Below are 23727 nucleotides of genomic sequence, written 5' to 3'. Positions count from 1 at the left end.
ATACGCCACTCCTGGGCATGTGGTTGTGCTGCATCGAAGAGGCTGACGTACCCACCCTACTCCACCAGCAGCACGTCGACGGCGACGCCGAGCTTCTGCTTGGGCGAGCCGACGATGATGCCGTCGACCGGCGAGACGTCGGAAAAATCGCGTCCCATTGCGAGCACGATGTGATCGTTGCCGATGAGGAGATCGTTGGTCGGATCGAGATCGACCCAGCCAAGCTCGGCCCCGCACCAGAGAGACACCCAGGCATGGGTGGCGTCGGCCCCTTGCAGCCGCGGCTGGCCCGGCGGCGGAATGGTGCGCAGATAGCCGCTGACATAGGCCGCCGGCAGGCCGAGCCCGCGCAGCCCGGCAATCATGACATGGGCAAAGTCCTGGCAGACGCCGTGACGCTTGTCGAAGACTTCGTCGAGCGGCGTCGAGATCACGGTCGCCTTCGGATCGTAGCGGAATTCGCCGCGGATGCGTCGCATCAGGTCGACGGCGCCGGTGAGGATGCCCACGCCGGGCGGAAAGCTCACCCCGGCATAGGCGCTGACCGGGCGCAGCACCGGCACCAGGGGGCTGGCAAAGACATAACCGACCGGCGAGGACGGCCCGAGGCTGGTGGCTTCGAACGCGATGTCGCGGACGCTCTCCCAGGGCGGGCTGACCGCATCGCGCGCCGGCGGTCGGCGCGAGATCGAAATCCGCGAGCGCGAGTCGATGCGCAGATTGCGATGCGCGGCTTCGATCGTCACGCTCTCGGTCAGCGTGCCGAAGAAGTCGCGCCGCACATTGCGCTCGGCCGGGCGCGGTTGGATCTCGACCTCGTGCGAGATCAGTTCCTGGCCGACGCCGATTCTGGGCTCCAGCCGCAGCGTGCAGCGGGCGAAGCTGACGGGATTCTCGTACTCGTAGGTGGTGACGTGACGGATGTCGTAGATCACGCCAGCCCCGTCAACTTTTCCGGCCGGCTGGCATTGGGACCGTGCGGGAAGTAGTGCTGCCCGATCGCCTCGCCGAGGCTGAGCAGATCCTGCTCCAGGGCGAACAGCGTCTTGACTTCGAGCTTCTCGGCCTCGGCGGTCGCGAGCATCGCCTGCATCGCCACGGCGAGACGCTGCGGTTTCTCGATCAGGCCATGCTCCTTCAGGCTCGGCAGCGCCGCAATGTGCTCGTTCAGCGTCGTCACCTGAAACGCCACCGAACGCGGATTGTAGCCGTCGAGCACCGCGAGGTCGCGCACCGGCGCCAGAATGGGCGCCAGCAGATAACGCGAGCGGTAGGTGATCTGGCAATCCACCAGCGTCAGCAGGATGTCGAGATCCTCGTCGCCGGCCTCGTCATAGGCGAACTGACGGGTGAAGCGCGTGGTGTTGATGGCGCGCTCGATGCGGCGGCCGATGTCGAGGAAGCGCCAGCCGGCGGCGCGGTTCATGTTCTCCTGCGCGAGGCCTGCGAAGCTCGCCAGCTCCTGCAAGGTCAGCTCGGCGGCGCTCAGCACGCTGTCGTCGTCCTCCACCTCGATGGCGAGGCGCTCGGCCATCTCGGTGATCACCTGCCAGGCATCGGGCGACAGCCGCTCGCGCAAGGAGGTCGCCGTGCGCTGCGCCGCCCTCACCAGCGACAGGGCCGAGCCGAAACGCTCCGCGCCCTGCAGCGCTTCGGCGACGATACGCCCCGCGGCCGTGCGCGAGGATTGCGAGACCGCGCCCCAGGCGACAAGGAGGCGCTGGATGCGTTCGGCCGATTGCACCGAGGCCGCCGTGCCCTTGTTCGGCCCGCTCGGCGAGCCCAAGGCGCGCACCAGCCGCAGCGTCGCCTCGGCGCGCTCGAGATAACGGCCGAGCCAGAACAGATTGTCGGCGGCGCGGCTCGGCAGCACGCCGGCGATGCGGCGGATGCGCACCTTGTCGGTCGCCGGCAGCAGCGTCGCGGTCGCGACCTGCTTGTCGGAGACGACCCAGACGTCGGCGGCGCGCGCGCCGTCGCCCATCGACACCGCGCGCGCGTCCGGCTGCTCGGCGATCCGGCAGAAGCCGCCGGGCATGATGGCCCAGCCGTCCGGCGTGGCGGCGGCGAACACGCGCAGCACGAAGGGGCGCGGCGTGAGCTGCCCGTGCTCCCACACCGGCATGGTCGAGAGCCGCACCACCTCCTGGCCGACATAGTCCATGCCGCGCGCGCTGATCGCATCGATCAAGCGCTGCCGGGCGCTGACGTCGAGCTCGCTCGCGAGCACCGGACCATTGCTGTCGAAACCGGGAACGCCGCGTCGATAGGCGCCTTCGATCGCGACCTCCTCGAGCCGCGCCAGCACCTCGTCGCGCGCCACGCGCTGGCCGCACCACCAGGTCGCGATGTGCGGCATCTTCAGGTCTTCGCCGAGCAGGCGGCGGCTCAGCGCCGGCAGGAAGCCGAGCAGCGCCCGCGCCTCCAAAACGCCCGAGCCCGGCATGTTGGCGACGACGACGCCGTCCTTGCGCAGCACGTCGATCAGGCCGGGCACACCGAGCCGCGAGGAGGCATCGAGCTCGAGCGGGTCGAGCGAGTTGGAATCGACCCGGCGCAACAGCACATCCAGCCGCTTCAGGCCGGCGACGGTGCGAATGTGGACGCGGTCGTCGCTGACCGCGAGGTCGTCGCCCTCGACCAGGAGGAAGCCGAGATAGCGCGCCAGCGTCGCGTGCTCGAAATAGGTCTCGCTAAAGCTACCGGGGGTGAGCACGCCGATCCTGGGCTCGTCGCGATCGGCGCGCGCGCGCAAGCTGTCGCGGAACGCCTCGAAAAACGGCGCGACGCGCGGCACGTTCATCGACTTGTAGAGATCGGAGAAGGCGCGCGACAGCACCAGGCGGTTCTCCAGCGCGTAGCCCGCACCCGATGGCGCCTGGGTGCGGTCGCCGAGCACCCACCAGCGGCCGTCGGGCCCGCGGCCGACATCGGCGGCATAGATCGAGAGATAACGTCCGCCGGGCGGCGGCACGCCGCAGACCGGACGGAGATATTCGGGACTGCCGGCGATCGCCGCGGCCGGGAGCGCGCCTTCGGCCACGAGGCGCCCCTCGCCATAAATGTCGCGCAGCACGCGCTCGAGCAGCTCGGCGCGCTGGGTGATGCCGGCGCAAAGCTGCTGCCAGTCGGCCTCGTCGATCAAAAGCGGCAGATGGCTGATCGACCAGGGCCGGTCGGCGCTATCGCCGGGCGCGCGGTAGGTGACGCCGGCCTCGCGGAGATGGCGATCGGCCATGCCGAAGCGGCGCTCGATCTCGTCGGGCGCCAGCGCGCCGAAGGCGTCGAAGAAGCGGCTCCAGACCGCGCGCGGCGCACCGTCGGGCCCCAGGAACTCGTCGGGGATGCCGGGCAGGCGGCTATAGTCGCGGACCCACTGCGCAATCCGCTGCTGGGCATTTGCCCTGCCCGCCTGGTCGTTGTCTTCGGCTGCGCCCTCGCCCATGGGCCTTTCCCTCCCCCACCATCATACTCATTGCAGGAGCGGGGTCCGCAAGTCGAGGGTCAGCGGAAATTCATTTGTGCGTTCCTCAGGCGGCGGCTGCATCGGACCCGGGGTGTGGCCGTGGTCCTGGAAGCGCGCCAGCCGCCGGGCCTCGGCCTCGTAGGTATTGACCGGCTTGGTGTCGTAGTTGCGCCCGCCAGGATGGGCGACGTGGTAGACGCAGCCGCCGAGCGAGCGGCCGTTCCAGGTATCGATCAGGTCAAAGGTCAGCGGCGCGTGCACGGGGATGGTCGGGTGCAGGCCGGAGGCCGGCTGCCAGGCCTTGAAGCGGACGGCGGCCACGGCCTCGCCGGAGCGGCCGGTCGGGGTCATCGGCAGGCGGCGGCCGTTGCAGGTGACGACGTGGCGGCCCTCGACGAAGCCTTCGGCCTTGACCTGGAGCCGCTCGACCGAGCTATCGACATAGCGCACGGTGCCGCCGGCCGAGCCCTCCTCACCGAGCACGTGCCAGGGCTCCAGCGCCTGCCGCAGCTCCAGCGTCACGCCGCCATGGTGGATGCGGCCGAAAGCGGGAAAGCGGAATTCGAGCTGGGCCAGATACCATTCCGGCTCGAACGGATAGCCCGATTGCTTGAGCTCGCCGAGCACATCGAGAAAATCTTCCCAGATGAAATGCGGCAGCATGAAGCGGTCGTGCAGCGCGGTGCCCCAGCGCACGAACTTGCCGCTCAGCGGCTCACGCCAGAACTTTGCGATCAGCGCGCGGATCAGGAGCTGCTGCGCCAGCGACATGCGTGGATCCGGCGGCATTTCGAGCGCGCGGAATTCGACGAGGCCGAGCCTGCCTGTCGTTCCTTCCGGCGAATAGAGCTTGTCGATGCAGATCTCGGCGCGGTGGGTGTTGCCGGTGATGTCGACCAATAGATGCCGGAACAGCCGGTCCACCAGCCAGAGCGGCGTCTGGTAGCTGGGCGGCGGCACGTGCGAGAGCGCGATCTCGAGCTCGTAGATGCTGTCGTGGCGCGCCTCGTCGATGCGCGGCGCCTGGCTGGTCGGGCCGATAAAAAGACCGGAGAAGAAATAGGACAGCGCCGGATGGCGCTGCCAATACAGCACCAGGCTCTTCAGAAGATCGGGCCGGCGCAGGAACGGCGAGTCCTGCGGTGAGGAGCCGCCGACCACGACGTGATTGCCGCCCCCGGTGCCGGTGTGACGGCCGTCGACCAAGAAACGGTTGGCGCCGAGGCGGACCTTGGCCGCATCCTCGTAGAGGCCGGTGGTGATCTCGACCGCATCGCGCCAGCTCTTGGCCGGCTGGATGTTGATCTCGATGACACCGGGGTCGGGCGTCACCTTGATCACCTCGATCCGCGGATCGAACGGCGGCGGATAACCCTCGACATGAACCGGAAGCTGCATCTCCTCCGCGGTGTCCTCGAGCGCCGAGATTAGCTCGAGATAATCCTCGATGCGCTCGACCGGCGGCATGAAGGCGCAGATTACGCCGTCGCGGATCTCCACGGCCATCGCCGTGCGCACGGGTATAGCGGTGTTGAGATGCTCGGGGGCCGTACGCGGCGGCGATGGCGGACGCGCCATGCGGGTGAACACCGGCAGCCTGCCCCGCGGCTCCATCGGGTCCTGCTCGACGATGTAGGGATATTGGTTGGGCGGGACGTGACCGAGCGAGCCGATCGGCAGGCGCAGGCCGAGCGGTGAATCGCCCGGCGTCAGGAACAGATGATTGCGCCGCAGCGGCCAGCGTTCGCTGCGCCAGCGCGGCGGCGCATTCCAGCGCTGGATCGGCAGCACGAAGCCGCGCGGCGTATTCAGACCCTGATCGAACACCCGCGCCATCCGTGCGCGCGCTTCGGGATCGGACAGCTTGGAATCGGTGGGATCGACGTTGACCGGAAGCTCCGCTTCCTTCTGCAGCCAATAGGCGGGATCCTCATAGGCCGGCATGATGTAGCCGAGGTCGACGCCGAGCCGCGCCGCCGTGCCTTCCATGAAGGCCTCGGCATCCTTGACCTCCGGTCTCCTGGGATTCTCGATCCTGGCGATGAGGTCGGCGTTCTTCCAGATCGGCACGCCGTCCTTGCGCCAATAGAGGCCGAAGGCCCAGCGCGGCAGGCTCTCGCCCGGATACCATTTGCCCTGGCCGTAATGCAGCAGCCCGCCCGGCGCGAAGCGCGTGCGCAGGCGGCGGATCAGATCGTCGCCGAGCGTGCGCTTGGTCGGACCGACGGCCTCCGTGTTCCACTCGCCGGCCTCGAGATCGTCGACCGAGACGAAGGTCGGCTCGCCGCCCATGGTGAGGCGCACGTCCGCGCTGGCGAGATCGCCATCGACCTGCTCGCCGAGATCGTCGAGGCGCGTCCAGGATTCGTCGGAGAACGGCTTTGTGATGCGCGGCGCCTCGCGGATGCGCCTCACGCTCATGTCGAAGGAAAACTCGACCTCGGCAAAGCCGGCCCCACCAGAGATCGGCGCCGCCGAACGGTAGTGCGGCGTGGCTGCGACCGGGATGTGCCCCTCGCCTGCGAGCATACCCGAGGTCGCGTCGAACCCGATCCAGCCTGCACCCGGCAGATAGACCTCGGCCCAGGCGTGCAGATCGGTAAAATCGTTCTCGACTTCCGGTGGCCCCTCGATCGGATCGATGTCGGGACGGATCTGGACCAGATAGCCCGAGACGAAGCGGGCGGCGAGCCCGAGATGGCGCAAGGTCTGGATCAAGAGCCAGGCGGAGTCGCGGCATGAGCCTGCGCCGGAGACAAGCGTCTCCTCCGGCGTCTGCACGCCCGGCTCCATGCGGATGATGTAGCGGACCTTCTTCTGGATCTCGCGATTGAGGTCGACCAGGAAATTGACGGTGTTCGGGGCCTCGTGCGGGATGGTGTCGAGGAACTTGGCGAACAGGCGATCGGGCTTGATGGTCTCGAGATAAGGCGCGAGCTCCGTCTTCAGATCCTTGGGATAGTCGAACGGAAAGCTGTCGGCATAGGGCTCGACGAAGAAGTCGAACGGGTTGACCACCGTCATCTGCGCCGTGAAGTCGACCTCGAATTTCAGCTCGGTGGTCTTCTCCGGAAAGACGTAGCGCGCCAGCCAGTTGCCCTGCGGGTCCTGCTGCCAGTTCACGAAATGATTGGAAGGCGTGACCTTGAGCGAATAGCTCAGGATCGGCGTGCGCGTATGCGGCGCCGGCCGCAGCCGTATCGTCTGCGGGCCAAGGTCGATCGGGCGGTCGTATTTGTAGTGCGTGACGTGGTGTAGCGCGACGTAGATCGACACGGGTTGCGGTGCTCCAGCAGCTTTTTTGAGCAGAACACCTGAGGTGAACGCGATCAAGCACTAACAACGGGCACGGGGTGCCTAGGTAAGGTGCGGGGCGGGTGATGGTGGTTGTTATTGGGCCGCGCCGGCGAGGCTCTTCCCTTCTCCCCTTGTGAAAAGGTGGCGCGAAGCGCCGGATGAGGGGTCTCTCTCAACCCGCAAAACCGCTCGTGAGGATAGAGACCCCTCACCCGGCTTCGCTTTCAGCGAAGCCACCCTCTCCCACAAGGGGAGAGGGTTTGAAAGCCCTACGCCGCCGAGGTCAGCCTTTGCAGGAATTGGGTCACTTCGCGGCGGAGCGTCTCGACTTCGCCGTGGACGCGTTCGGAGGCGTGGTTGACGCGTGCAGCGACGCGGCCGGTGTCGGCGGCGGCCTCGCTGATGCCCGTCACGTTGGAGGAGACCTGCGAGGTGCCGGCGGAGGCTTCGTGAACGTTGCGGGCGATCTCGCGCGTCGCCGCGCCCTGCTGCTCGATCGAGGCGGCAATCGAGGCAGTGATGCCGTTGATCTCGGCGATGGTCTGCGCGATCGCCTCGACGGCCGCGACCGAATTGGTGGTCGATTGCTGCATCTCGCCAACCTTGGCGCTGATCTCTTCGGTCGCCTTGGCGGTCTGGTTGGCGAGGCTCTTGACCTCGGAGGCCACCACCGCGAAGCCGCGGCCGGCGTCCCCTGCCCGCGCCGCCTCGATGGTGGCGTTGAGCGCGAGCAGGTTGGTCTGCGAGGCGATCTCGCTGATAAGCTTGACGACGTCGCCGATCTGCATCGCGGCGTCCGCAAGGCTCCGGATCTCGCTGCCGGCGCGATTGGCTTCGTTCACCGCCCGTCCCGTGCTCGCGGTCGAGCCGGCCACTTGGCGATTGATCTCGGCGATCGACGATGCGAGCTGCTCGGCGGCGCTGGCGACAGTGGCGACGTTGCGCGAGGCCTGGTCGGACGCGGAGAGCACGCCGGAGGTTTGCAGGCTGGTCTTCTCCGCCGCCGCCGCCATCTGGCCGGCATCGGATTCGAGATCGGTCGCGGCGCCCATCAGCGTGCCCGCAACCTGATCGAGATGCGTGCCGAACCGCCTGGCGAGGTCCGCGATCTCGACGACGCGGCGGCCGAGACTGTCGGTGCCGGCATTGATGACGGTCGCGAGCGGCGGAACGAGCCGGGCAATCCGCGCGCCAGGATCTTGCGGAAATACTTGCCGCGGCTGGCATACTCCATCGACGCCGAAGCTTCGCGCTGGAACGCATCGGTAATGTCGAGCATGTCGTTGACCGATTTCTGGATGGCGCCGATGCGCCCGGCCTGCCGTTCACTGAGGATGCGCGCCTCGAGATCGCCGCCCGCCGCCTTGCGGCACACAGCGGCGACCTCGTCGACGGCAACCGCGGTGCGGTGCTGGCACCAGACGGCATAGCCGGAGAGCGCGATCGTCGCGCCGAGAGAAGCGGCACTCGTGATTCCGGTCATACCGAGAAGCGAGAGAACGAATGCAAGGACGGCAAGACCACACGCGAGCGCGGTTGCTCCCTGCGCCTTAGAGAGAGAGCACAAATTCATCGTAACCGACACCCTGTTGCTTGAGCAGCCCGACCATCGCCTCGAAGCTCGCCTGCATGCCCTCCTTGGCGTTGGCATGCCGCGCCTCCTCAGCGCACAGCGTCTTGTAGATCGGCTTGATGCGCTCGATCTGCGCGGGATCCGGCTTGCGACGGTTGGAGTGATAGCCGACGATGTTGCCGCGCTCGTCGAATGTCGGCGTGACGTGGGCGAATACCCAATAGTGACTGCCGTCCTTCGCCAGGTTGACGACGTAGGCGAAGATCTCCTGCTTGGACTGCAGCGTGTCCCAGAGCAGCTTGAAGACGGCGCGCGGCATGTCGGGATGGCGGATCAGGCTGTGGGGCGCGCCCATCAGCTCCTTCCACGAGTACTTCGCCATGCGGATGAAGACGTCGTTGGCGTAGGTGATGCGGCCTTTGAGATCGGTCTTCGATACGATCAGCTCCTCCTCACCGAGGAGATTTTCCACCCCAGTGGGACGTATCGCTTGCATCGGCTCGATCCTCAAATCACGCCGGCCCCACCACGCTGTGAAGCCGCATCGCCTCCTGTCTACGGCAACAGTGTTAACCAGATGTAAGCCGGGAACTTCTCACGGGAGGCGCCCACCTCCGTATCATTACTTAGCGAACGGCCGTTGCATTTCGGATCGCCACACGCGCTCCGATTCCGGTTGCGATCATCGGATACCGGCGGCGCTTGATTGGGTTGCGCGGCGATGCTCGCGCGACGCGCGACTACATCGTCGCGCCGAGCACCCAGGGCGCGAACTCGGCGCCGCCGAAATCGAAGCTCTCGCTCTTGGTCGGCTGGCCCGAGGCGGTCTTGAGGATGAGATCGAAGATGCGCTGGCCGCATTGTTCGACGCTCTCCTCGCCTTCGAGGATGGTGCCGCAATTGACGTCCATGTCCTCTTCCATGCGCCTGTACATGGGCGTGTTGGTGGCGAGCTTGATCGACGGCGCCGGCTTGCAGCCGAACACACTGCCGCGGCCCGTGGTGAAGCAGACGAGGTTGGCACCTCCTGCGACCTGCCCGGTCGCGGCCACGGGGTCGTAGCCGGGCGTGTCCATGAACACGAACCCCTTCTTGGTGACGGGCTCGGCGTAGCGCAGCACCTCGACGAGATTGGTGGTGCCGGCCTTCGCCATCGCGCCGAGCGACTTCTCCAGAATGGTGGTAAGGCCGCCGGCCTTGTTGCCGGGGCTCGGATTGGCGTTCATCTCGGCGCCTTCGCGCGCGGTGTACTCATCCCACCAGCGCATCAGGTCGACCAGCTTCTCGCCGACCTCGCGGCTGACGGCGCGGCGCGTCAAGAGATGCTCGGCGCCGTAGGTCTCCGGCGTCTCCGACAGGATCACGGTGCCACCGTGACGCACGATGAGGTCGCTGGCTGCGCCGAGCGCAGGATTGGCCGATACGCCGGAATAGCCGTCCGAGCCGCCACATTGCAGCGCCACGGTGAGCTCGCTCGCCGGCACCGTCTCGCGCTGGACCTTGCTGGCGTCAGTCAGCGCCTCGCGCACGAAGGCGATGCCGGCTTCGACCGTCTTGCGGGTGCCGCCGACCTCTTGGATGTCCATCGCGCGCAGGCGGCCGGCAAGCTTCTGCTCTTCCATCAGGCCGCCGATCTGGTTCACCTCGCAGCCGAGACCGAGCACGATGACGTGGGAGAAATTGACGTGCCGGGCATAGCCGCCGAGGGTGCGGCGGAGCAATGCAAGCGGCTCGTTCTGCGTCATGCCGCAGCCGGTCTTGTGGGTCAGCGCGACCACGCCGTCGACGTTGGGGAAATCGGCGAGCGGATTGTCGCCGGTGAAGGGATTCTTCTTGAAGACGTCGGCGACGAGGCTGGCGACATGCGCGCTGCAATTCACCGAGGTGAGGATGCCGATATAATTGCGTGTGGCGACGCGGCCGTCCGGACGGCGGATGCCTTCGAAGGTCGCCGGCAGGTCGAAGTTCGGCGTGGGCTTGACGTCGGCGCAATAGGCATAGTCCTTGGCGAAATCACCCATTCCGCAATTCTGCACGTGCACGTGCTGGCCCGGCGCAATCGCTTGCGTGGCAAAGCCGATGATCTGACCGTAGCGCCTGATCGGCTCGCCTTCGGCGATCGGCTTGATCGCGACCTTGTGGCCGGAGGGAATGCGATCGACCGCGGTCACGCCGTCGGCCACCAATGTGCCCGGCGGCAAGCTCGCGCGCGCGATCACCACGCCATCATCGGGATGCAGGCGGATGACGGGGCTGATGGTCATGGGAGTCTCCTTCGGAGGCGAATAGCGAATGGCGAGTGGCGAATGGAAAAGGGAGTAGCCCTATTCGCTACTCCCCATTCGCCGTTCGCGAGTTTATCAGGCCTTGCCGCCCGAATCCTTGCGGGTCGCGTTCACCTGCATCTTGGCGTAGGTGGTCATCAGGCCGACCTCATTGGACAGCGTCACCAGCTTGAAGCCCATGTTGATCGCGCGCGCCGCGCCTTCGGCGCCGCTGCAATGGATGCCCGGGTTGAGGCCGCGCTTGCCGCACTCCTTGATGATCTTCTCGTAGATCGCGAGAATCTCGGGCTCGCTGCGGTCGAGCTTGGGCTCGAGGCCATAGGAGAAGCCGAGATCGGACGGGCCGATATAGACGCCGTCGATGCCTTCGACGTCGAGGATCGCTTCCATGTTCTCGACGGCGGTCCGCGTCTCCATCATCGGCAGCAGCACGATCTCGTCGTTGGCCGTCTTCTGATAGGAGCCGGCGGTGCCGTACATGCCGGCGCGGATCGGGCCGTTGGAGCGCACGCCCTTGGGCGGATATTTCGAATAGGAGACCAGGTTCCTGGCTTCCTGCGGCGTGTTGACCATCGGGCAGATCACGCCATAGGCGCCGCCATCGAGCACCTTGCCGATGATGCCGGGCTCGTTCCAGGGCACGCGGACCATCGGGGTGACCGGATGCTTGTCCATGGCCTGGAAGCACTGCACCATCGAGAGATAGTCCTGCACGCCGTGCTGCATGTCGACGGTGACGCTGTCGAAGCCGCATTGCGCGATCATCTCGGCCGAGAAGCCGGAGGGGATGGCGAGCCACGCGTTGACGACCGCCTTGCCCGACTTCCAGATCTCTTTGACTTTATTGGCCACGTTGCCTTTCCTTCCCTGTTGCTCTCACTTCGCCGCGGATCGGGTTGGGCCGCACTTTGAGCGAAAAAAAGCGTCAATGTCCATGGCTCTCGCCGCGCACGCACGCATATCTGGTTTCACTCCCCGGCTATTGTCTCGTCCGCGCCGCCGAGCCCCGCAAGGCTCCGTTCGAGCTCGCCGAGCATCTCCTGCAATTCGGCGAGCTTGCGTGCGCCGAAGCGCCGCGTGATCTCGGCATAGATCGCCTCTGACGTCGGCGCGACAGAGGCCATCAGCTTCAGCCCCTCCTTCGAGATGGAGACCATGCTGCGGCGCTGATCCGCTTTCGCCGTCTTGCGCTCGATCAGGTTGCGCGCCTCGAGGTCTCGCAAGATGCGCGACAGGCTCGGCCCGAGCAGGAACGCGGTGCGCGCGAGTTCCGTGACCTCGACCACCTCGATCGCCGCCAGTGCGCGCAGGATGCGCCATTGCTGCTCGGTCAGGCCGTGCTCGCGCAGCGAGGGACGAAACTGCCGCATCACAGCTTCCCGGGCCCGCAGCAGCGACATCGGCAGCGAACGCGAGAAATCGCGCATCGGCACCTGGCGCGTAGCAGGCGGGTGACCGTTGACGGGATCGGCGGATTTCTTCGTCATGACGCCCTTTCAAGCCGCAAAACGTTTGCAGTGCAGCAAGCCGAATTTGTGTTTGACGCATTAACTTAACATGTTAAGTATCTCGCGGCACCACGATTTGTAAGATCACAAATGGCGCTTTCCAACGACGATATCCAAGCTTGTGCGAGGCGTCTGCACCAGGCGGAGAAGACCCGCACGCAGATCCGGCAGCTCTCGCAGGACTTCCCGGACATCAGCATCGCGGAGGCCTACGCGATTCAGAAGGCCTGGGTCGACGTCAAGATCGCCGAGGGGCGCGTGGTCAAAGGCCACAAGATCGGCCTGACCTCGAAGGCGATGCAGAGCGCGCTTGGCATCGACGAGCCGGATTCCGGCGTGCTGCTCGACGACATGTTCTTCGCCGATGGCGGATTGGTGCCGACCGAGCGCTTCATCGCGACGCGCGTCGAGGCCGAGCTCGCCTTCGTCATGAGCAAGCGCCTTTCTGGGCCCGACTGCACGCTATTCGACGTGCTCAACGCCACCGACTTCGTGGTACCGGCGCTGGAGATTTTGGATACACGGATCGAGCGCGTCGATCCCAAGACCAAGGCGACGCGAAAGATCTTCGACACCATCGCCGACAATGCGGCGAATGCCGGCATCGTGCTCGGGGGGCGGCCGATCCGCCCGCTGGATGCTGACCTGCGCTGGATCGGAGCGCTGTGCTTCAAGAACGGCCAGCTGGAAGAGACCGGCCTTGCCGCCGGCGTGCTCAACCATCCCGCGACTGCCGTCGCCTGGCTCGCCGACAAGATCGCCCCGCTTGGGCTGGCGCTCGAGCCGGGCCAGGTCGTGCTCGCCGGCTCGTTCATCCGTCCGATCGAGACCCGCAAGGGCGACACAATCCAGGCCGATTATGGCGCCTATGGCTCGGTCAGCTGCTACTTCGCCTGAAGACAGGGAGTGAAACCGCGATGCCGCATTTCACCATCGAATATTCGGCCAATCTCGACGGCCGCCTCGACATCGCCGCGGTGTGCGAGGTCGTGCGCAAGGCAGCTAGCGAGACCGGTATCTTCCCGCTCGGCGGCATCCGCGTTCGTGCCATCCGCTGCGAGCACTATGCGATTGCGGATGCAAAGCAGGATTACGGCTTTCTCGACATGGTGCTGCGCATCGGCGAGGGCCGCGACCTGCCTACCCGCCAGAAGGCCGGCGAGCACGTCTTCCAGGCGCTCTCAAGACATCTCGATCCCGTCTTCGCCGCCAGCAAGTTCGCCCTGTCGTTCGACATGCAGATCAACGACAAGGACACCAGCTGGAAGCGCAACAACATTCACGACGCCCTGAAAGCGGAGGCCGCTCATGGATAAGCCCACGCCGAAAGCCGATCTGTTCCAGGCCAACCGTGACCGCCTCGCGCCGCTTTTGAAGACTCTGCGCGCGGACGGCATCGGTCACATGATCGACGGAAAGACCGTCGCCTCGATCTCCGGCGAGACGTTCGAGACCAGGTCGCCGGTCGATGGTGCCGTGCTCGCCAGTGTCGCGCGGGGCAAGGCCGAGGATATCGACGCGGCGGCGACTGCGGCTGCGCTCGCCTTCAAGTCCTGGCGCGACATGGGTCCGGCCATGCGGAAGAAGCTGCTGCATCGGGTGGCCGACGCCATCGAGGACAACGCCGACGACATCGCCGTGCTCGAATGCATCGACACCGGCCAGGCCTATCGCTTCATGGCCAAGGCCGCGATCCGCGCCGCCGAGAATTTCCGCTTCTTCGCCGACAAATGCGCTGAGGCGCGCGACGGCCTCAACACGCCGAGCGACGAGCATTGGAACGTCTCCACGCGGGTCCCGATCGGCCCGGTCGGCGTGATCACGCCATGGAATACGCCATTCATGCTCTCGACCTGGAAAATCGCCCCGGCGCTTGCGGCCGGCTGCACGGTCGTGCACAAGCCGGCCGAATGGTCGCCGGTGACGGCCTCCATTCTCGCCAGGCTCGTCAAGGAAGCCGGCGTCCCCGACGGCGTGCTCAACACCGTGCACGGTTTCGGCGAGGAAGCGGGCAAGGCGCTGACCGAGCATCCCGCCATCAAGGCAATCGGCTTCGTCGGCGAGAGCGCGACCGGCTCGGCCATCATGATGCAGGGCGCGCCCACGCTGAAACGCGTGCATTTCGAACTCGGCGGCAAGAATCCGGTGATCGTGTTCGACGATGCCGATCTCGACCGCGCGCTCGATGCCGTCGTGTTCATGATCTACTCGCTCAACGGCGAGCGCTGCACCTCTTCCAGCCGCCTGCTGATCCAGCAGAGCATCGCGAAAGAATTCGTGGAGAAGCTGACGGCGCGGGTGAAGGCGCTCAAGGTCGGCCATCCCCTCGATCCCGCCACCGAGATCGGCCCGCTGATCCACGAGCGGCACTTGGCAAAGGTCTGCTCGTATTTCGACGTGGCGCGCCAGGACGGCGCGACGATCGCGGTCGGCGGCAAGGCCTATGACGGGCCCGGCGGCGGGCATTATGTCGAGCCGACACTGGTGACCGGGGCGCACGGCAAGATGCGGGTGGCGCAGGAGGAGGTGTTCGGGCCGTTCCTCACCGTGCTGCCGTTCCGCGACGAGGCGGACGCGGTCGAGATCGCCAACGACATCCGTTACGGTCTGACCGGCTATGTCTGGACCAATGACATGGGACGCGCGCTGCGCGTTGCCGATGCGCTGGAGGCCGGCATGATCTGGCTGAACTCGGAGAATGTCCGCCACCTGCCGACGCCGTTCGGCGGCATGAAGGCTTCAGGCATCGGGCGCGACGGCGGCGATTATTCGTTCGACTTCTACATGGAAACCAAGCACGTCTCGCTGGCGCGGGGCACGCACAAGATTCAGAAGCTGGGAATTTAGCGGCGGTGTCATTCCGGGGCGGCTCGAAGAGCCGAACCCGGAATCCATCGAGCAGCAGAGTTGGTGGATGAATGGATTCCGGATTCGTGCTTCGCACGCCCCGGAATGACGAAGCCGAGAGAGGGGAAACGCACATGCCGGTACCGCAACACGTCTTCGAGCCGCCGTTCAACATCATTCGCTCGAGCCACGTCGTGCTCGACGTCACCGATTTGAAGCTGAGCCGCGAGTTCTACGAAAGCATGGTCGGCCTGCATGTCGAGGACGCGGACGACGAGGTCGTGTACCTGCGCGCGGCCGAGGAGCACCAGCATCACTCCCTGGTGCTACGGAAAGCCGCCGCGCCGGCTTGCGCCCGGCTCGGCTTCAAGGTCGGCAACGACAAAGATCTCGACAAGGCCGCCGCGTTCCTGTCCGAGAACGGCCTCGCCTACGCCTTCGTCGACCAGCCGTTCCAGGGCCGCACGCTGCAATTCACCGATCCCTTTGGCTTTAGAATCGAGCTCTACGCGGCGATGGAGCGGCGGCCGCATCTCTTGCGCCGCTACGACCTCTATCGGGGCTGCCACCCGCAGCGGCTCGACCATTTCAACGTCTTCGCCGCCGAAGTGCAGGACACCATGGAATTCTACGCCCGGCTCGGCTTTCGCCTCACCGAATATGCCGAGGAGGACGGGCCGGACGGGCGCATCGCCGCGGCCTGGATGCATCGCAAGGGCAATGTCCACGATTTCGCCATCACCAACGGCAAGGGTCCGCGGCTGCACCATTTCGCCTATTGGACGCCGACGGCGATGAACATCATCCATCTCTGCGACGTCATGGCTTCGCGGGGCTTCGTGAAGAACATCGAACGCGGTCCGGGACGCCACGGCATCTCGAACGCGTTCTTCCTCTATGTGCGCGATCCCGACGGACACCGCCTCGAGCTCTACACCAGCGATTATTTCACCGGGGACCACGACCACGAGCCGCTGCGCTGGTCGGTGCGCGATCCGCGCCGTCAGACGCTGTGGGGCGCCCCTGCCCCGCGTTCCTGGTTCGAGCAGGGCTCGCCGTTCACGGGGCAGGCCGTGCGCGAGCCGAAATTCGTGGCCGATGTGCTGGTGGCGGATTGATGAAGCTGCCTCGTCTCGCCACCTATTCCGTCAACGGTGATGTCAGCTATGGCGCCGTCCTGGAGGGCGGCATCGTCAATCTCTCCGCGCGTCACGCCAGAGACTATCCCACGCTGCGCGAGGTGATCGCTGCGGGCAAGCTGATCAGCTTTGCCGAAGAGGCCGCCGGCCGCAAACCGGATCACGCGCTCACTGAGATCACCTGGCTGCCGCCGGTCCCGGCGCCGGAGAAGATCATCTGCATCGGCGTCAACTATCCCGACCGCAATGCCGAGTACAAGGACGGCCAGGAGGCGCCGAAATATCCGAGCATGTTCATGCGCTCGCCCCGCTCCTTCGTCGGCCACGACACGCCGCTGGTGCGCCCGCGCGCCTCCGCGCAGCTCGACTATGAGGGCGAGATCGTGCTGGTGATCGGCAAGCCAGGCCGGCATATCCCCGAAAGCACAGCGCTCGATCACATCGCGGCGCTGACACTGTGCAACGAGGGCTCGGTGCGCGACTGGCTGCGCCACGCCAAGTTCAACGTGACGCAAGGCAAGAACTTCGATTCCAGCGGCAGCCTCGGCCCGTGGCTCGTGCCCTACACGCGGGAATCGCAGGTCGCCGACATCAGGCTCACCACGCATGTCAACGGCGAGCTCAGACAGGATGATCGCACCAACCGGCTGATGTTTTCGTTCCGCTATCTCCTGAACTATATCTCGACCTTCGCAACCCTCGTCCCCGGCGATACCATCGTCACGGGCACGCCGACCGGCGCGGGTGCGCGGTTCGATCCGCCGCGATATCTGAAGCCCGGCGACATCGTCGAGGTCGAGGCCGAGGGGATCGGACGCTTGCGGAACGGCGTGGTCGACGAAGCCTGAACAACAAGCGAAATGGAATAGCCAAATGACCAGCCTCACCGGCGGCGAAGCGATCGTAAGCGGGCTTGTCGCCCACGGCGTCGACACCGTGTTCGGCCTGCCCGGCGCGCAGGTCTACGGCCTGTTCGACGCCTTCCACCAGGCCCAGCTCAAGGTGATCGGCGCGCGGCACGAGCAGGCCTGCGGCTACATGGCATTCGGCTATGCGCGCTCCAGCGGCCGGCCCGGCGTGTTCAGCGTGGTACCCGGCCCGGGCGTGCTCAATGCCAGCGCGGCGCTGCTCACCGCGTTCGGCTGCAACGAGCCGGTGCTGTGCGTCACCGGCCAGGTGCCGACTTCGTTCCTGGGCAAGGGTCGCGGCCATCTGCATGAGATGCCGGACCAGCTCGCGACGTTGCGCACCTACGTGAAATGGGCCGAGCGCATCGAATATCCGGCCAACGCGCCGACGGTCGTCGCGCGCGCGTTCCAGGAGATGATGTCGGGACGGCGCGGCCCCGCCTCGGTCGAGATGCCCTGGGACGTCTTCACGCAGCGCGCCGACGCGGCGCCTGCGAAGGTGCTGGAGCCGCTGCCGGCGCCGCAGCCCGATCCTGATATGATCAAGCAGGCCGCCGCGCTCATCAGGACCAGCAAGGCGCCGATGATCTTCGTCGGCAGCGGCGCGATCGAAGCGGGTGAGGAGATCCTCGAACTCGCCGAGATGATCGATGCGCCCGTGGTCGCCTTCCGTAGCGGCCGCGGCATCGTCTCCAATGCGCACGAGCTCGGGCTCACCATGGCCGCGGCCTACAGGCTGTGGCCGAACACCGATCTCATGATCGGCATCGGCACGCGGCTGGAGCTGCCGACCATGTCGCGCTGGCCGTATCGGCCCGCTGGCCTGAAGTGCATCCGCATCGACATCGATCCGGTCGAGATGCGGCGGTTCTCGTCCGACACTGCGATCGTCGCCGACGCCAGGGCCGCGACCCGCGATCTCGCTGCCGCCGTGGGCAAGGCCGGCTACAGCAAGACCTCCGGACGGCGCGGCACGATCCGCGAGGCCACCGCGGCCGCGCAAGCCGAGATCCAGCGGGTCCAGCCGCAGATGGCCTATCTCAACATCCTGCGCGAGGTACTGCCGGCGAACGCGATCGTCACCGACGAACTATCGCAGGTCGGCTTCGCCTCCTGGTACGGCTTTCCGGTGTACCAGCCGCGCACCTTCATCACCTCGGGCTACCAGGGCACGCTCGGCTCGGGTTTCCCGACCGCGCTCGGCGCCAAGGTCGCCAATCCCGACAAGCCGGTGGTGGCCATCACCGGGGACGGCGGCTTCATGTTCGGCGTGCAGGAGCTTGCCACCGCCGTGCAGTTCAACATCGGCGTGGTGACGCTGGTGTTCAACAACAACGCCTACGGCAATGTCCGCCGCGACCAACGCCAGCATTTCGATGGCCGCGTGGTGGCGTCCGACCTCGTGAATCCGGATTTCGTAAAGCTCGCGGAGTCCTTTGGCGTGACTGCTGCGCGCGTCACCGCGCCGGAGCAGTTCAAGGCGGCGATGGAGAAGGCGCTTGGCCACGGCGGGCCGGTGCTGATTTCCGTCGAGGTGCCCAGGGATTCCGAAGTCAGCCCATGGGCCTTCATTCACCCGCCGAAGCCTTGAGGCCGGACCTTCCCTGCAGCCGCGCGGCTGCAATCACCAGCAGACCGGCGCCCGCGACCGACCAGCAGGCGACCGGCGCCCAGTGCAGCAGCGGCGCGTATTCCGGCATCTTCTGCAGGCCGCCGGCAACCGCCGCCATCCGCGCGAAGGTGCCGAGGGCAAGCGCGGAGAAGACGAGGCCCGTGACCTTGCCTTCCGCGCCGGTCGAGCCGATCGCGAGCGCAGCCGAGACCGCGCTCATCAGCATGCAGCCCCAGGCAGCTCCGGCGAGAAATTGCGCGGCGATCAGCGTGTTGAGGTTGCCGGCGAATTCGGCCGCCGCAATCGCCACCGCACCGACCAGGCCGGCGGCGCCCATCACGACGAGGCCGCCGCGATGCTTGACGACGAGGCTTGCCGGAAACATCGCGATGTTGAAGCCGATCCAGAACACCGGCATCAGCCATTGCAGGTCGCCGGGAGTTGCAAAGCGCAGATAGAACGGCGCGCTGTTCATGGCAAAGTGCAGCTGGTAGCCGAGTGCGAGCGCGACCATCGCGACGATGAAGGCGATCGGGACGAGACCGAGCGGCTCTGCCGCTTCGTCCGGTGTGGGCGGAACGGTGTCGCGCGCCACGTCGTGCTCGATCCTGGACAGCCCGAGCGCGGTCAGGAGCAGCACCACGCTGGAGATCACGAACGGCAACCGCGCATCGTGCTCGCGCAGCACCACGCCGAGATAGGGCGAGAGCGCGCCGGCGACGCCGTAGCCGAGCATGGTCAGCGCGGGGAGGAACGGCACCTGCGGCTTGGCGCGGTACTTGCCGAGCAAGGTCAGCGGCGGCGCCCGCAACGCGGAGGACGTGATCGACCAGACCACGATCAGCGCGATGAACCAGCCCTGCGCCGCCGCACCGGCTCCGGCAACGAAGGGCAGCGCGACGAAGGCGCCGCAGGAGATTGCGGTCACGAGGGCGACGAACAGGCCGAGCCTGCCGACATGGGGCGCGAGCCTGTCGGCGGCGATTCCCATCGCGGTGTCGGCAATGGTGAAGATCGCTTGATCCAGCATCAGGATGAGGATCACGGCGGACGGCGCGATGCCGACCTCTGCGGCCAGCTTTGGCAGGTAGACGACGTAGGTCGTCCAGCCCAGCGTGAACACCAATTGCAGGCCTGCGAGATAAAGCCCCGTGCGGTTCGCCGTGCCCGTGCCGGCCGAGTTCTGTGTGGTGGTCATGTCGCCGCCTCCCCGCCCGAAGCTTAGACGAGCGAAGGCGGCGAGGAAACGCGTCAGCGCGTCCTGCGGAAGGTCAGATTGATCCGCTTCCGGCCGAGCAGCGGATGCTCGCCGTCGGCGAGCGGTGCGACGCCGTGATAGGCGAGCCTGCTGGCCCCGCCCCAGACCACCACGTCGCCATGGACGAGGCGGAAGCGGCGCGGCTTGTCATTGCGCGCGAGGCCGCCGAACAGGAAGGTCGCGGGCAGGCCGAGCGAGACCGAGACGATCGGCGCGGAATAGTCCAGCTCGTCCTTGTCCTGATGGAGCGACAGCCGCGTGCCCGGCTCGTAGCGGTTGACGAGGCAGGCATCGGGCGCAAAGCCTTCAAAGCCGCCCTGCTCCGCGGCGTGGCGGGCGAGATCGCGGAGCAGCGGCGGCATCGCCGGCCATGGCGCACCGGTGCGCGGATCGATCGGGTCGTAGCGATAGCCGGTGTGATCGGTGATCCAGCCGCGCTCGCCGCAATTGGTCATCGCCACCGACATCAGATGGCCGCCCGGCGTCGTCATCCGCCGGAACGGCGACTGCGCCACGATGGCGCGCACGGCGTCGATCAGCCCGCTCTCGATCGGCTTGACGAAGCCGCGCAGCAGCACGGCACCGTCGGCGATGTTTTCGCGCGACGGTTGGGCTTCGGCGACGCTATCGAACAAATCAGCCGTCAATCGCAGCGCTCATTTGGCATCGTGAAAAATCACACCCAGCGTGTGGCGCCGGCCGGACCTGATCCGGCTGACGCCGTGGCGGAGATTAACGCGGTACGTGCTGCGTGTCCCCTGCACCGGACGATGATGCACAGCGAAGGCGACCGCATCGCCCTGTGCCAGCGGCACCACCTCGGCGCGGGACTGCATGCGCGGGCGCTGCTCGGTCAGCACGAACTCGCCACCGGTGAAATCGCGTCCGGGCTCGGAGAGCAGGATCGCGACCTGGAGCGGGAACACGTGCTCGCCATAGAGGTCCTGGTGCAGGCAATTGTAATCACCGGCCTCATATTGCAGCAGCAGGGGCGTCGGCCGCGCCTGCCCGGCATCGTGGCAGCGCTTCAGGAACGCCGCGTGTGCGGCGGGATAGCGGATGTCGATTCCCATCGCCTCGTTCCAGCGATTGGCGACGGCTTGAAGATGCGCGTAGAGCGCCGGGCGCAGCTGCGCGATCAGATCGGGCAGCGGATAGGCGAAGTACTTGTACTCGCCGCGGCCGAAGCCGTGGCGGCCCATCACGATGCGGCTGCGGAAGTGCGCATCGTCCGGGTAGAGCGCGGCGATGGCGCGGCATTGGTCCGGCGTCAGCAGGTTCTTCAGGACGGCGCAGCCCTGGGTGTCGAGCTCGGCGGTGATCTGCGGCCAGTCGAGGGCGTCGACATGGTCGGCGAGGTTGGGAACGGAGTCTGGTGCGGAAACGCGTTTCGCGATGGCCATAGCAATCATCCCATTCACATCCGTCATTCCGGGGCGCGACGAAGTCGCGAGCCCGGAATCCATAACCACGATCGGGAGTATGGATTCCGGGCTCGCGCCCAAGTGGGCGCGCCCCGGAATGACGGGGTGTGGCAGACGGCGACCGCCACGGCCACCCGATTTCCGTATCTCTCCCGTCATTGCGAGGAGCCCTTGCGACGAAGCAATCCAGACTGGTTCCGCGGAGAGAGATCAGCCCCTCACCGGCAGTTTCGTAGGGTGGGCAAAGGCGCTCTTGCGCCGTGCCCACGTCTTCGCAATACGTGGGCACGCTTCGCTTTGCCCACCCTACGAGGCCGTCGCTTGTGGCGCGAGTTACCCCCTCACCGGCAACGTCGCCACGTCGTAGCCGTGCCTGATCGTTCGCTTCAGCACGGGGTCTTCCAGCTCGAAGTCGAAGCGGTCGGCCGGGCGGATGCCGCCCTTGGCGGCGAACGTGCCGCCGAACATGGCGCAGCCGTCTGGGAACTTGCCACCGTCAAAGCCGCGCGCGATGAGGTCGGCGACCGGCAGCATCGCATCCAACGTGCCCTCCTGGTAGAGCACGCGCTCGCCTTTGATGGTGGCGTAGGAGCGCAGGATCATCTTGTCCCAATGACCGATGACGTCCTCGAACTCCCACAGCGTCGAGGCGATCGGCTTGTCGCACATCTGCTTGGACACGGTGACGCTGTAGGCCTCGACCTTGCGGTCGGTGTGATCGGAGCCGCAGCCGACGAAGATGCGGCCCTGCCAGCCGATGAGCACGAATTCGACCTCGCCGGAGGAATCGCCACCGGTGCATTCGATGCTGTCCTCCTGGGTCAGCCGGCGCGCCGAGGCGCGATAGTAGATCGGCGTCGAGGCAGGGCGGGCGATGCCCATCTCCTCCAGCTCGGCGATGTGCTTGTCGCGCGCGACCGTGTCGCGGCCGGTCCAGCCGGCGATGACCAGCTGGTCGATCGCCAGCGTCAGCGGCGTGGTGGTGTCCTGGGCATCGACGGTGAACGTGAGATCAAACACGAATGACGGCCTCCATGCCGGCAGCAAGCTCGAAGATACGGCGGTCCGAGCCGCCTGCGCCCGCCAGCATCAGGCCGACGGGAACCTCGCCCTCGCGATGACAGGGCAGCGAGATGGCGCAACCGTCGATCAGGTTGATCAGGCTGCAATTGCGCAAGGCGCGGATGTTCTCGCGGGTGAACGCCTGATCGTCGGCGAGGTCGGCGATCTTCGGCGGTGTGTTGGGCGTGGTCGGCAGCACCAGCGCGTCATAGGGCGCGATGCGCGCATTGACGCGCGCGATCAGCGAGCGGCGTTCGTTGAGCAGGTCGATGTAGTCGGCCGCGCTCTGCGCCTCGCCGCGCATGATGCGCACAGCGACCCTGGGATCGTAGACGTCGCCCTTGGCCGTGATGAGATAGCGGTGCCAGGCATAGCTCTCGGAGGCCGCAAAACCGCCCTTGGCGTTCATCGGGCCGACGTCATGGAACTCCGCCATCTCGATCCGCTCGATGATGGCACCGTGATCGGACAGCGTCTTCAGCGCGCGCTCGAAGGTCTTGGCCACCTCCGCGTCGAGGTCGTCGAGCGCGATCGTGGTGGGCACCGCGAGGCGCATGCCCTGGATCGGCCGCGGCCTCAAGGCGACGATCGGCTCATTGGCGAGCACGGCATCGAGTATGGCACAGCAACTGACCGATCGTGCCAGCGGCCCGATGCTATCGAGCGAGAACGACAGCGGCACCGAGCCGTCGAGCGGCACGCGGCGCTGCGTCGGCTTGTAGCCGACGATGCCGTTGAAGGCGGCCGGAATCCGGCAGGAGCCGCCGGTGTCGGTGCCGAGCGCGCCATGCGCCATGCCGTCGAGCACGGACACCGCTGCGCCGGCGGACGAGCCGCCCGGCACGTGGCCTTCGGACCGGTTCCAGACCCCCTTCGGCGTGCCAAAATGCGGATTGATGCCGATGCCGGAATAGGCGAACTCGGTCATGTTGGTGCGGCCAATCACGACGAAGCCGGCCTTGCGCAGCCGCGCCACCGTCGCGGCATCGTGCTCGGCAGGGGCTGAGTCATCCAGCGCGCGCGAGCCGGCGCGCGTCACCTGGCCCTTGATGTCGAACAGATCCTTGATCGAGACCGGGATGCCCGCATAGCGCGACGGCGCCGCCTTGGCCTTGCGCAAGCCATCCATCGCATCGGCCGCCGCGAGCGCGGCGTCCTTGTCGACATGGATGAAGGCGCGCTGGCCCTCGCCCGCGGGGTCGGCGATCCTGGCGAGGCAGGCCTCGACCAATTTGCGGGAGGTGGTGCGGCCGCTTTCGAGGTCTTCGGCAAGCTGCGCCAGTGTCGGAAAATCAGGCATGTCTGTCTCACGGAATATTTCGCGCGCAATCTATAGCGCTGGCTCAGC

At 66.5% G+C, this 23727-nt stretch carries 18 protein-coding genes and 1 pseudogene; 6 read left to right on the top strand and 13 right to left on the bottom strand.

What is annotated here, in order from left to right; translation table 11 throughout:
* Positions 1–56: 56 nt before the first annotated feature.
* The 8 genes and pseudogenes from I6F33_RS31505 to hpaR all read right to left on the bottom strand — a co-directional run bounded on the left by I6F33_RS31505 (position 57) and on the right by hpaR (position 12108).
* Entirely contained in the window at positions 57–935 is an 879-nt protein-coding gene (locus I6F33_RS31505) for a transglutaminase family protein (protein ID WP_225145137.1), read from the bottom strand.
* Positions 932–3445, bottom strand: coding sequence for a circularly permuted type 2 ATP-grasp protein (locus I6F33_RS31500; RefSeq protein WP_036006154.1), 2514 nt, complete (start codon positions 3443–3445; stop codon positions 932–934). Before I6F33_RS31500 ends, I6F33_RS31505 begins: the two co-directional genes overlap by 4 nt.
* A gap of 27 nt (positions 3446–3472) precedes the next feature.
* A complete protein-coding gene (locus I6F33_RS31495; RefSeq protein ID WP_225145136.1) occupies positions 3473–6742 on the bottom strand; it encodes a transglutaminase family protein in 3270 nt (1089 codons plus the stop codon).
* A gap of 290 nt (positions 6743–7032) precedes the next feature.
* A pseudogene (locus I6F33_RS31490) lies at positions 7033–8336 on the bottom strand (methyl-accepting chemotaxis protein).
* Complete coding sequence (locus I6F33_RS31485) at positions 8314–8832, bottom strand: PAS domain-containing protein (protein ID WP_025034977.1); 519 nt, start codon at positions 8830–8832, stop codon at positions 8314–8316. Before I6F33_RS31485 ends, I6F33_RS31490 begins: the two are co-directional and overlap by 23 nt.
* 244 nt (positions 8833–9076) lie before the next feature.
* Positions 9077–10600 carry a UxaA family hydrolase gene (locus I6F33_RS31480; RefSeq protein WP_225145135.1) on the bottom strand — a complete coding sequence of 508 codons (1524 nt, stop codon included), beginning with the start codon at positions 10598–10600 and terminating at the stop codon, positions 9077–9079.
* A gap of 96 nt (positions 10601–10696) precedes the next feature.
* Positions 10697–11473 (bottom strand): HpcH/HpaI aldolase/citrate lyase family protein, encoded by a 777-nt coding sequence (locus tag I6F33_RS31475; RefSeq protein WP_036006167.1) that lies wholly within the window; start codon positions 11471–11473, stop codon positions 10697–10699.
* Positions 11474–11589: 116 nt separating this feature from the next.
* Positions 11590–12108: a homoprotocatechuate degradation operon regulator HpaR gene (gene hpaR / locus I6F33_RS31470; protein WP_225145134.1), complete on the bottom strand. Its 519-nt coding sequence runs from the start codon at positions 12106–12108 to the stop codon at positions 11590–11592.
* Between the two features lie 111 nt (positions 12109–12219).
* Between hpaR and hpaH the strand changes: the two genes are divergently transcribed.
* The 6 genes from hpaH to I6F33_RS31440 all read left to right on the top strand — a co-directional run bounded on the left by hpaH (position 12220) and on the right by I6F33_RS31440 (position 18614).
* The gene (gene hpaH, locus I6F33_RS31465) at positions 12220–13026 is read left to right on the top strand and encodes a 2-oxo-hept-4-ene-1,7-dioate hydratase (protein ID WP_225145133.1); all 807 of its coding nucleotides are present in this window, start codon (positions 12220–12222) and stop codon (positions 13024–13026) included.
* Positions 13027–13046: 20 nt separating this feature from the next.
* Entirely contained in the window at positions 13047–13445 is a 399-nt protein-coding gene (locus tag I6F33_RS31460) for a 5-carboxymethyl-2-hydroxymuconate Delta-isomerase (protein ID WP_036023039.1), read from the top strand.
* Entirely contained in the window at positions 13438–14976 is a 1539-nt protein-coding gene (gene hpaE, locus I6F33_RS31455; protein ID WP_036023037.1) for a 5-carboxymethyl-2-hydroxymuconate semialdehyde dehydrogenase, read from the top strand. Before I6F33_RS31460 ends, hpaE begins: the two co-directional genes overlap by 8 nt.
* Before the next feature lie 134 nt (positions 14977–15110).
* Complete coding sequence (gene hpaD / locus I6F33_RS31450; protein WP_225145132.1) at positions 15111–16094, top strand: 3,4-dihydroxyphenylacetate 2,3-dioxygenase; 984 nt, start codon at positions 15111–15113, stop codon at positions 16092–16094.
* Complete coding sequence (locus I6F33_RS31445) at positions 16094–16963, top strand: fumarylacetoacetate hydrolase family protein (protein ID WP_225145131.1); 870 nt, start codon at positions 16094–16096, stop codon at positions 16961–16963. The genes hpaD and I6F33_RS31445 overlap by 1 nt, the downstream gene beginning before the upstream one ends.
* A 25-nt stretch (positions 16964–16988) precedes the next feature.
* Complete coding sequence (locus I6F33_RS31440) at positions 16989–18614, top strand: thiamine pyrophosphate-dependent enzyme (protein WP_225145130.1); 1626 nt, start codon at positions 16989–16991, stop codon at positions 18612–18614.
* Here the strand turns inward: I6F33_RS31440 and I6F33_RS31435 are convergent.
* The 5 genes from I6F33_RS31435 to I6F33_RS31415 form a co-directional block, all read right to left on the bottom strand.
* Positions 18592–19833 carry an MFS transporter gene (locus I6F33_RS31435; protein ID WP_225145129.1) on the bottom strand — a complete coding sequence of 414 codons (1242 nt, stop codon included), beginning with the start codon at positions 19831–19833 and terminating at the stop codon, positions 18592–18594. The two genes, I6F33_RS31440 and I6F33_RS31435, sit on opposite strands and share 23 nt — an antisense overlap.
* A 53-nt stretch (positions 19834–19886) precedes the next feature.
* Positions 19887–20540 (bottom strand): DNA oxidative demethylase AlkB, encoded by a 654-nt coding sequence (alkB, locus tag I6F33_RS31430; RefSeq protein WP_225145128.1) that lies wholly within the window; start codon positions 20538–20540, stop codon positions 19887–19889.
* A 9-nt stretch (positions 20541–20549) separates the two neighbouring features.
* A complete protein-coding gene (locus tag I6F33_RS31425; protein WP_225145127.1) occupies positions 20550–21296 on the bottom strand; it encodes a 2OG-Fe(II) oxygenase in 747 nt (248 codons plus the stop codon).
* 354 nt (positions 21297–21650) lie between these two features.
* On the bottom strand, positions 21651–22337 hold the full coding sequence (locus I6F33_RS31420) for a DUF2848 domain-containing protein (protein WP_036023028.1): 687 nt from the start codon (positions 22335–22337) through the stop codon (positions 21651–21653).
* Entirely contained in the window at positions 22330–23679 is a 1350-nt protein-coding gene (locus tag I6F33_RS31415; protein WP_225145126.1) for an amidase, read from the bottom strand. The genes I6F33_RS31420 and I6F33_RS31415 overlap by 8 nt, the downstream gene beginning before the upstream one ends.
* Between the last annotated feature and the right edge of the window lie 48 nt (positions 23680–23727).

Source organism: Bradyrhizobium sp. BRP20, from assembly GCF_020194215.1.
Lineage (GTDB): Bacteria > Pseudomonadota > Alphaproteobacteria > Rhizobiales > Xanthobacteraceae > Bradyrhizobium > Bradyrhizobium yuanmingense.
The sequence above is the reverse complement of the archived record's forward strand: the minus strand, read 5'-3'. Positions and strand labels throughout refer to the sequence as shown.